This is a genomic window from Yinghuangia sp. YIM S10712 (assembly GCF_051388935.1).
Taxonomy (GTDB): Bacteria; Actinomycetota; Actinomycetes; order Streptomycetales; family Streptomycetaceae; genus Yinghuangia.
The window spans coordinates 1-645 of sequence record NZ_JBPKBI010000080.1 but is presented as its reverse complement, the minus strand read 5'-3'; the positions used below and the strand labels follow the sequence as shown (position 1 = coordinate 645).

Sequence of the window (645 nt, the reverse complement as noted above, 5' to 3'; positions counted from 1 at the left end):
GTCGGCCTGAATCCGGAGCACATCAACCGGTATCCGCACCAGTTCTCCGGCGGTCAGCGGCAACGGATCGGTATCGCGCGGGGGTTGGCGCTGAATCCGGAGGTGATCATCTGCGACGAGCCGGTGTCCGCGCTGGACGTGTCCGTGCAGGCGCAGGTGATCAACCTGATGGAGAAGCTCCAGAACGAGTTCGACCTGAGTTACGTCTTCATCGCGCACGACCTGTCGATCGTGCGGCACATCTCCGACCGCGTCGCGGTGATGTACCTCGGCAAGATCGTCGAGATCGGCACCGAGACCGAGATCTACGACCACCCCACCCACCCGTACACCCAGGCGCTCCTGTCGGCCGTGCCCGTACCCGACCCGGACGGACGGGAGCGACGGGAGCGGATCATTCTCAGCGGTGACGTGCCGTCGCCGGTGAACCCGCCGTCCGGCTGCCGGTTCCGCACGCGCTGCTGGAAGGCGCAGGACGTCTGTGCGGAGCAAGCACCACTCCTGGCGCCTCCGTCCGGGCTTTCCGGACCGGCCGCGCACGCGAGCGCGTGCCACTTCGCCGAGGTGCGGGACACCGTGCGGGCGCAGTGATCGGCCTGTGAGCGCGGCTCGTGAACCCGGGGGTGCCACCTCAGCGTGAGGTGG

1 protein-coding gene is annotated in these 645 nt (G+C 68.1%); it reads left to right on the top strand.

Annotated features, from left to right (window positions below; genetic code table 11):
- Window positions 1-591 (top strand): oligopeptide/dipeptide ABC transporter ATP-binding protein (locus ACRX5W_RS33285; protein WP_436792131.1); only part of this gene is annotated, 591 nt, incomplete at its 5' end.
- Between the last annotated feature and the right edge of the window lie 54 nt (window positions 592-645).